Annotated in this window: 6 protein-coding genes; all 6 read left to right on the plus strand. The window is 36.4% G+C overall.

What is annotated here, in order from left to right; genetic code table 11:
• Positions 1-47 precede the first annotated feature (47 nt).
• Positions 48-1,190, plus strand: coding sequence for a glycine-rich domain-containing protein (locus K8B81_RS13305; RefSeq protein WP_223682083.1), 1,143 nt, complete (start codon positions 48-50; stop codon positions 1,188-1,190).
• A gap of 159 nt (positions 1,191-1,349) precedes the next feature.
• On the plus strand, positions 1,350-2,012 hold the full coding sequence (locus tag K8B81_RS13310) for a hypothetical protein (protein WP_223682084.1): 663 nt from the start codon (positions 1,350-1,352) through the stop codon (positions 2,010-2,012).
• Between the two features lie 50 nt (positions 2,013-2,062).
• Positions 2,063-2,464, plus strand: a complete 402-nt coding sequence (locus tag K8B81_RS13315) for a fimbrial protein (protein WP_223682085.1) — start codon at positions 2,063-2,065, stop codon at positions 2,462-2,464.
• The gene (locus tag K8B81_RS13320; RefSeq protein WP_223682086.1) at positions 2,403-3,551 is read left to right on the plus strand and encodes a hypothetical protein; all 1,149 of its coding nucleotides are present in this window, start codon (positions 2,403-2,405) and stop codon (positions 3,549-3,551) included. Before K8B81_RS13315 ends, K8B81_RS13320 begins: the two co-directional genes overlap by 62 nt.
• Positions 3,552-3,925: 374 nt before the next feature.
• On the plus strand, positions 3,926-4,747 hold the full coding sequence (locus K8B81_RS13325; protein WP_223682087.1) for a T9SS sorting signal type C domain-containing protein: 822 nt from the start codon (positions 3,926-3,928) through the stop codon (positions 4,745-4,747).
• Positions 4,748-5,054: 307 nt separating this feature from the next.
• Positions 5,055-9,941, plus strand: coding sequence for a LamG-like jellyroll fold domain-containing protein (locus K8B81_RS13330; RefSeq protein WP_223682088.1), 4,887 nt, complete (start codon positions 5,055-5,057; stop codon positions 9,939-9,941).
• Positions 9,942-10,184: the final 243 nt, after the last annotated feature.

The following is a 10,184-nucleotide window of genomic DNA, read 5'->3' on the forward strand; positions in this document are numbered from 1 at the left end:
TATTTCGAAGAATTAATTGATTTTTTTAATCTTAAAACTCTGTTGTTATGAGACTAAAACTATTTTTTACATTGTTTTTTGTTTACTCTTTTATGTCGTCGCAAATCACTTTTTCACCAACAACAACAACTGCTGGTACTTTTAAGGTGCCTGCTGGTGTAACTTCATTGAATGTAGAATGTTGGGGTGCTGGCGGTGCAGGAGGAGGTGTCACAGCGGGACTTTCTCTTTTTGCAGGCGGTGGCGGTGGCGGTGGGGCTTATAGTAAGATTACTGCATTAAGTGTAACTCCTGCAACTGTTTTGAACTATAAGGTAGGTGAGGGCGGAACAGGTGCTAATGGAGTAGATGGTACTGATGGCGGACAAACCTTTTTTTCAACAGTTATTGCAAATGGTGGGTTTGGCGGTAAATTTGGAAATCCTTCTTTAGGTGCTGGTGGAGCCGGAGGAGCAGCTTCAGGAGCTGGAATAAAATTTTCAGGAGGAAACGGAGCAACTGCTGCAATTTTAAATCTTGTAACAATAAATTCTGGCGGCGGAGGTGGTGGAGCAGGAACATCTGCTAATGGCGGAAGTGCTAATAATGCAACTGCTGGGGCAGGAGGTTCGTCAGGAGGTGGTAATGGTGCTACCGGTGTAATAGCATTATTTAGTGATGGAACTAATGGCGCTGTACCTGGAGGAGGAGGTTCGGGAGCAGCATCCATATTATCTGTTAGTGGTGGTAGAAAAGGCGGAAACGGTGGAAACGGTAAGTTAAATGTTATTTACACCTGCCCAACTTACGGACTTACTGCACCAACTACAGCTGATGATGTTTGTACAACAGTAAGTACAACTTCCGTAGTAAGATTAACTGGTTTGCCAAATGGAGATTATGTGGTAACTTATAATCGCAGCAATCCAAATGTAACCGGATTAACCGCTACAATGTCGGTTACTGGAGGAACAGGAATAGGAACCTTTACGGCGGTTGGATTAACTACACCAGGTTCAAGTACAATAACTATAACTAATCTTACTTCAGAAGCTTGTACAAATACTGTAAATGCAAATAATGCTGTAACAATTAATATATATTCTGCCAGTGTTGGGGGGACAATCAATACACCTCCGGCTATTTGCAGCGGAGCTACAAGTGGTTCATTAACTTTGTCGGGATACACAGGAACGATTACCGGATGGTAATATTCAGTAGATCCTTTTTCTTCCTGGACACCAATTTCTAATACCACAGATGGTCTTTCACCGGGAATATTAACACAGACTACCCAGTTTAGGGCACTTGTTAAAAACGGTGCGTGTAGTCAGACAACATCTGCTATTACAACGGTTACTGTAAATCCTTTGCCAGCTATTACAACAACAGGAACAGTTAACAATATTTGTTTTAGTACAAGTTCTCAATTGGCGACGCTGCCTTATCAAGCGACATCAAATACGCCGGTAAGTTATAGTATTGTATGGAATCCAGCGGCAATTGCAGCCGGATTTATTAATCAGTCAACAACAGTATTTTCATTTTCATCTGGAGAAGGAAACCTAAATACAATTGCAATACCCGCAGGAGTTACTGCAGGGTCATACACGGGCACGATGACCATACAGAATTCCAATTGTTCAGCAACCCAGGCAATACAAATTACAATCGTACCAAAACTATCTGCACCCATACTAGGAGCTGTTACTGAGCCTACATGTATAACGCCTACTGGAAGTTTAACGTTAAGCGGATTGCCATCTTCGGTTACCTGGTTAATAAAACAGACAGGTACCGCATCCACAACTTATACGGGTACAGGTTCATCATATCCAATTTCTAATCTTCTTCCTGGAAATTATCAATTTACTGTTGAATATACCGGAAGTTGTATTTCTGATATTTCTACAAATGTTGTGGTTCATAATCTTGTCACTAATACTTATAATAGTAGCTGGTCGGATGGTACTCCAACAATAAATCAAAATCTGTTTTTGCTTCAAATTATTCTTCAGCCGGAGGAGGATTAGGAAATATTAGTGGTTGTTCCTGTTTGGTGAATTCCGGAGTTACAGTTGTAATGAATAGTAATGATACATTAACGATTCAAAATGCAGTTGTTAATAATGGCGGGACACTAACTTTTGAAAATAATGCCAGTTTATTGCAGAATAATGCTGCAGCCGTTAATTCTGGCAATATTATTTATAAAAGAATTTCAACTCCAATGAAGAACTTCGATTTTACTTATTGGTCATCACCCGTTGAGGGGCAAACTTTATTTGGATTATCTCCTAATACACTTTGGGATAAATATCTTTCTTATACTGGAACTGGCTGGCATCAGGAATATGGTGCCTCGGTTATGGCTAAAGGAATTGGTTATATCATCAGAACCCCAAAAGCAGGAAACTGGCCAAATGGAGAAGTTGTTGCTTTTTCCGTATTCGCAGGCTGTTGCGTTTATCGGGACTCCAAATAACGGAAATATTACCGGGCAGTCACTCAACGCCGGAAAATTTTATTTAATAGGTAATCCGTATCCTTCAGCGATAAGTGCAGATGCTTTTTTTTTTGACAATCCTAATAACAGTTCAATTTTAGGCGGGACTGTTTATTTCTGGACCCATAATACTCCTTTGAAAATGATAGGCACTCAAGAAGCTTATTCTTCAGGGGATTATGCGACTTATAATGGTGTTGGAGGAACTTTAACTGCGCCTGCACCATCTGGTGGGGCCTTGCCATCCGGAAAAATTGCGGCAGGGCAGTCTTTCTTTGCTTTGGCTACTGCAAACGGAACAGTTATGTTTAATAACGGTATGAGGATTCAGGGAAATAATAATCAGTTTTTTAAACCACCGAAAATATCCAAATCAAGTTCATTGGAAAAGCATCGTTTATGGCTTAATATGACTAATGAAGGCGGTGCTTTTAAGCAATTATTAATTGGATATGTTGAAGGCGCAAGTAATGGATACGACAACGATTTTGACGGAATCACCTTTGATGGCAATGCATATATCGATTTTTATAGTATTAATGAAGACAATAAACTAGTCATTCAGGGTCGCGCACTGCCTTTTAATAATTCAGATATAGTGCCTTTAGGATATCGTACAGTTATATCAGGAGAGTTCAAAATTTCAGTAAACAATGCCGATGGAATGCTTAGTAGTCACCCTGTTTATTTAGAAGATAAGTTAACTAATACCATTACTGACCTAACTCAAAATGATTATGTTTTTAACAGCAGTGTAGGTGTTTTCAACAATAGATTTGTGTTAAGGTATGCCAATGCCACATTATCCGCTGACGAATTTGAACACCAAAATAATGTTTTGGCCTGGTTGGATAAGAAGACCTTAAGAATTAATTCTACAGAGAAAACTATTAACAAGGTTTTTGTTTATGATATTACAGGAAAATTAGTTTATAGTGATTTTGATATTGTAGCATCTGAAGTAGCAATAAGTACTCTCAAATTCAAAAATGAAATTTTATTACTTAAAATCGTTTTAGATGACCACGATATAATAACCAAAAAGATCACAACAGCTTCAGAATAATTAATTGCTAATAATAGTGGCGATTTTTTTTATTTATTATTCAAAAAACAGCAGAAAAGTTTATTTACGTTTTACAAAAGAAAAAAAAACTGACAAAAGCTTATAAGTCATATTTTGTTTTTTTAAAAGTTAACAATAACTCCAACTTTATTGTTTTGAATTGTAATTTTTATATTCTTGATTTTCAATTAACTATTTCAATACAATTTGTTAAATAAATAACAGAAGTGCATTTCATCGATTTTTATTGCATTTTAACGATTAGTGATTAAAAAATTATTATCTTAATCGTGTTCTTTGATAAATGCGAAAAAATAAATTTTGGAGCCTTTTTTTTGTTAAAAAATGAATTATTAACTTAAAATTTTATTGAGATGAGAAGGATTTTTATTACGGTAGGCATACTAGTGAGTGTGTGCTCGTTTGGACAATCAACAACAAATGCATTGAATGGTGCAATCTCGGAAAAAAACATTCAATTTCTAACTCCTTCTAAAACATCAAAACCCAGCGTGCTGGAAAAACACCGTATTTGGCTAAACATGACAAACACAGGAGGGGCTTTTAAACAATTATTAGTTGGTTACATTGAAGGGGCAACTAATGGATATGACAGTGATTTTGACGGTATAACTTTGGATAAAAATTTATACATAGATTTTTACAGTATCAATTCGAATCGTAATCTCGTGATTCAGGGTCGTGCGCTGCCTTTTAATGATTCTGATACTGTGCCTTTAGGATATCGTACGATTATAGCAGGAGAATTTACAATTTCAATAGATCAGGTTGATGGAATGTTCACGAATCAAGCCGTTTATTTAGAAGATAAGTTAACAAACACTATTAATGATTTAAGACAACATGCGTATACTTTTACTACTGCAACAGGGGTTTTTAACAATAGGTTTGTTTTAAGATATACTAATAAAACCCTAAATACAGATGATTTCGAAGCTGTAAATAATGTTGTTTCAATTGGAATTAAGAATCAAATTATTTCTGTAAACTCTACTTTGGAAAATATAGATAAAATTTCTGTTTATAATATCTCAGGTCAGCAATTATTAAATCAGGAGAATATCCGGGATACACAGTCAATAATCCAGGATTTACCTTCTACCCAACAAATTTTATTAGTAAAAGTGTTGTTAGAGAATGGAAAATCTATTACTAAAAAAGCCTTATTTAAATGATATACTAATACTCTTTAAAAAATCCGGCAAACTGTTTTGTCGGATTTTATATAAAATCAAGTTTATAAATTATTCACATTTATTTAAAATCAAATTTAAATAGATCGATTTGCCAAGTATATAATATTCTAAAATATTTTTTTGAGATAATCTTTAATTTATTCAAGTTAAATTTTAGTATTGATTAGCAGTACTTTAGATCGTGTTTTAGTAATGCTAATTTAAGATTTTTAAGTCATAATTGCATTTTATGATAGTTTATTGAGTAGGAAACAACTTAACCTAATTAACCTAAATATAAATTAAAATGAAAAACATATACATAACTTTAGGTCTCTTTTTAATTTTTGTATATTCATATGGGCAATCGGCAAGTAATTATACTTTCACGTCAATCCAGGGAAATTATATTTCGCTTACAGGTGTTGCCGGAGTAACTGATACTTCAATTCTAGCCACAGCAGATGAAGGAATTTCTAACGCAATAACACTTCCTTTTACATTTGCTTTTGCAGGAACAGCTTATACTTCTATAAGGGTTTCTCCTAATGGGTGGATATATTTAGGTTCAGGAACACCGGCTGAATCTAATGATAATACCCAGGCAAATGCAGAAACAAGAAAGCCAATTTTATTTCCGTTATGGGATAATTTAAAATGCAATGTTGCACCCCGCTACGTAACAACCGGAATTGCTCCTCACAGAAGGTTTAAGGTAGAGTGGAGTCAGCAAAGCTGGAATAATGGAGTTGCCGGAGATGTGATTTCATTTCAGGTATGGTTATTTGAGACAACAAATGTAGTTGAGTTTTTGTACAATCAGGGAGCTGTAGCAGCAAATACTGCGTCTTCCGGCGGAGCTTCAATAGGAATATATGATGGTTCCAGCAGATATTTGACCTTAAATAATTCCAGCGGTACACCTGTTGCCCAACCGGATGTTTTTACAACGAACATTAGTACAAAACCTGCAACAGGTCAAATTTATAGATTTACTCCACCAGTTACCGCAGGTTTAGAGGCTAATAATTACTGTTTTTCTGCAAGTTCAAGGACCTATGATAATTTATTGTCGGCCACAGATGTACCTGCTCTGGCAGCAAGTTCAGATGATGTACTTTCAAGTACGGTTGCTTTGCCATTTACCTTCAATTTTGCAGGAGCTTTCTATTCTAATATAAGGGTTTCCAGTAATGGCTGGATCACATTTGCATCACCTAATCCAACAGCATCACAAAATTATACGAATAATATTGCCAATGCTAATATTATAAAACCGGCATTGTTTGCATTATGGGATGATATTGAACTTACCGTAATTCCAAAATACCAGGTTTCGGGTACAGCACCTAATAGGATTTTCAAGCTTGAATTTTCGAAGCAAAAGTGGGATTATGCAGGAGCAACTGATGCCATTTCATTTCAGGTATGGCTATATGAAAAAAGTAACGTCATAGAATACATTTATAAGCAAGGTGCAGGGGCATTGAGAAATCCAAGTGCAACTATAGGTATATATGATGCCAATGGAAAATATTTGCTTTTGAATAATGTGACCGCAAGTCCAACAACAACTTCCAGTTCTTTTATATTTACACTTAATGCTAAACCAGCTACAGGACAGGTCTATCGATTTACACCTCCTCCCTCAATTTCCTATCCTGGCAATGCATTTATAGCAACAGGTACGGTGGCAGTTACACAATCCGGAGATACAGGAGGTACTTATTCCGCGACTCCGCCTGGTTTGTCTTTTGTAAGTGCATCAACAGGGGAGGTAAATTTAACAGCAAGCTTAGGAGGAACTTATACCATATCCTACAATGTTGGAGGCTGCGTAACTGCCACTACAGAGATGACAATTTTTCCTTTGTTACCACAGCCTGTAGGAACTGTAGGAGTTGCTTCTTGTGCCAGTGGAAGTGATGGTAGTATCACCATAACTAATATGAACAACAGTGTCAGATTTGTGGCGGCAGATAATGATTACATAGACTTGGGAAGTCAGATGCTATCTAATAGAGCAGCTTTTACTATGGGTGGGTGGATAAAGTTTAAGGCATCTGATATAACAGGCAGAATGAGTTTGTTTGGTCAGAATGATGCAATAGAATTTGGTTTTTCTTCTTCATCCACTTTAGAACTTTGGAGTGTGGCAACGGGTGTTGTCACGGCTTCATTTAATCCCGCAACACTAGGAAATGAAGCGTGGCACCACGTTTCTGTAACTGGAGATGGTGCCCGGATAAGGATTTATATTGATGGTATTAGTGTTCCGGTAACAGGGGGTGTAGTGAACACTACCAATTATGGGGCATCGACTTTTACTACTAAAATAGGAAGCCGGGTTTTTTCTAATACAAATGGCGAAACTTTTACGGGAAGTATTTTAAAAGCAGCATTTTACAGTACTGCTCTTTCTGCATCAAGAATCGAGAGTCTTGCATTTGGTCCTACAGTATATTCTGGTTTTGAGCCGGGTATAATTGCCGGATATAATTTTTATGATGGTTCAGGAACGACTTTAACCTCTACACCTGCGGGATTCAATGGTACATTTCAGAATTCTCCCGAATGGGTCGATCCATATACCTATGCCTGGCAGAGGGTCGGTAATAATACAGTTATTGCCACTACAAAAAACCTAACGGGTTTGACTCCGGGGGATTACAGGGTTACAGTAGCACTTACAGGTGTAAGCAGTCCAAATGCTAAAGTTTTTACAGTTGGTTCAGCTGCAGAAGTGGTCGCAACTGCCGGAACAGGAGCCAATTGTACATCGACTATAACTGCAAATTGGAATGCAGTTGCAGGAACTACAAGTTATGTACTGGATGTAGCTACAGATGCTGCCTTTACTAGTTTTGTTACAGGCTATAATGGCTTAAATGTTGGAACCGTAACAACTTATGCGGTGACTAACGTTCCTCCTGGTCCAATATTTTACAGAGTACGCAGAAATACAAGTTGTGGCATTAGTGCTAATTCTAATATTATTCAATATCAGACACAACAGGTTAAAACTCCGGTTGCAACAGCTGCTGCTATATTATCGTGTACTAGTTTTAGAACCAATTGGAATCCTGTTGACGGTGCTAATGCCTATTATTTAGACGTTTCTACAGATCCTGCTTTTGGCAGTTTTGTTACGGGTTATAATGGTTCAAATGTCGGAAATGTAACCAGTGTTGACGTTACAGGGCTGAGTTCTAATACTACCTATTATTACAGGGTTCGTTCAGGAAATGCTTCCTGTGGCATGATGGCAACTTCGTCTAATACTATTTCAATATTGGTTAGTACAGGTCCTACAGCTCCTACTGTGGGTACAATAACTCAGGCCACATGTGCAAATCCAACAGCAAAAGTGGTATTAAATGGTCTTCCGGCAGGAGAATGGACATTACAATTTTCAACAGGCCAGACTTTTTCAGGAAGTGGAACAAGCGTTACCATATCTGACCTTACACCGGGAAGTTCCTTTACTGCTGCGGTTAAAACAAATGCATGTTATTCTCCTAATTCAGCTAATATTGTACTGAATTCTTTAGTAATACCAACATCAACCTGGAACGGTTCTGTTTGGTCCACCCCACCAACAATTAATAATAATATTGTGTTTGCTGCTAATTATAACTTAGCAGGAGATATAAGTGGCTGTACATGTACTGTAAATCCCGGTGTTTCAGTTGTAGTAAACTCAGGTGACACTTTTACTATTACCAATGCAGTTACAACTACGGGAGGAACGCTAACTTTTGAAAATGGTGCGAGTCTTGTGCAGACTAATGATATCAGTAATACAGGTGATATTATATACAAAAGAATCTCTGAACCGATGGAAAATTTTGATTACACATATTGGTCTTCTCCAATAGACGGTCAGGTGCTTAATGTTTTTTCACCCAATACATTATATGATAAATATTTCTCCTATAACACCACTCTTCTTAAATGGCAACACGAATCTCCGTTAAATCCTATGACACCAGGAAAAGGATATATAATCCGAACGCCTAAGGCCGGACTTTGGGCTAATGGAGAAAATGTAGTTTTTCCTTATGCTCAGAATGTTCGGTTTGTTGGAGTCCCTAATAATGGAAGTATTTTTGCAGAAGAAGTAACTTCTGTTACGGCCACACGTTACTTTTTGATAGGGAATCCATATCCATCAGCCGTGGATGCAAACTTGTTTTTATCAGCGAATAGCACAATTTTAGCAGGAACTCTTTATTTTTGGACACACAATACGCCCCTTTCAGGCACTGGATATACAGGGGATGATTATGCTTCTTATAATTCGACAGGTGGAGTAGGTACTTCAGCAAAAAGTGACCCTGGGCATAATAATAATCCTGCTCTGGATACAGGAAAAAAACCTAATGGAAAAATTGCTGCCGGTCAATCATTTTTTGCAGCTTCAAAAGCACCCGGAACCATTGCTTTTACAAATAGTATGCGTATAGCAGGAAATAATAATCAGTTTTTTAAGCAGGGAAAAGCTGCAGATTCTGAAAGACATCGTGTATGGCTTGAATTAAGTAATAATAAAGAGGCTTATAAGCAAATGTTAATTGGCTATATCCAGGGAGCAACTAATAATTATGAAGATCAGTTTGACGGAGTCACGATAGATGGCCATCAATATGCTGATTTTTATAGTATAAATAATGATAAAAAGCTTGTTATTCAGGGCAGGGCATTACCATTTGAAAATACCGATCTTGTGCCTCTGGGATATAAAACCGCTGTTGCTGGTAATTTTACAATAGGAATAAATCAAACAGAGGGAACTTTTACCACACAGCCTATTTATCTGGAAGACAGACTTACACAGACGATTCATAATCTGCAATCATCAAATTATATGTTTACTACTGCAGCCGGAACTTTTGATGATCGTTTTGTCCTGAAATACAGCGATTCAAATTTAGGTTCAGGTGATTTAGAAAATAATAAAAATAATTTGATTGTTACAGTGAATCGTAAAGTTATTAACATTACATCTTTGAATGATGATAATATCAGTAAAGTCTTTTTGTATGATATTTCAGGGAAATTGATTTACAAAAAAGACAAGATAAATAGCAATCAATTTTCAATCACACAGTTAAATGCAGCAGAACAGGTTTTGCTTGTGAAAGTGTTTTTGGAAAACGATAACGAACAAACAAGAAAAATCATATTCAGGTAATAAAATAATTATGTTTCATAAAAAAATCCGATAGTAATCCTGTCGGATTTTTTTATGAAACATAATTTATCTTAAAAAGGTTTTTTAAGTGTAAATAAGAAAATAATTAATATCAAATAAATTTTATGATTAGTAAGATTTTACATGTAAATATTTTTTTTATTTAATAAAGTATTCTTTTTGTCGCTTTTTTTTGCTTTTTATCGAATAGTTTAAAATTTGATAAAAAAACCATTCAGAACT

It is taken from the genome of Flavobacterium hibisci (assembly GCF_020026925.1).
Classification (GTDB): domain Bacteria; phylum Bacteroidota; class Bacteroidia; order Flavobacteriales; family Flavobacteriaceae; genus Flavobacterium; species Flavobacterium hibisci.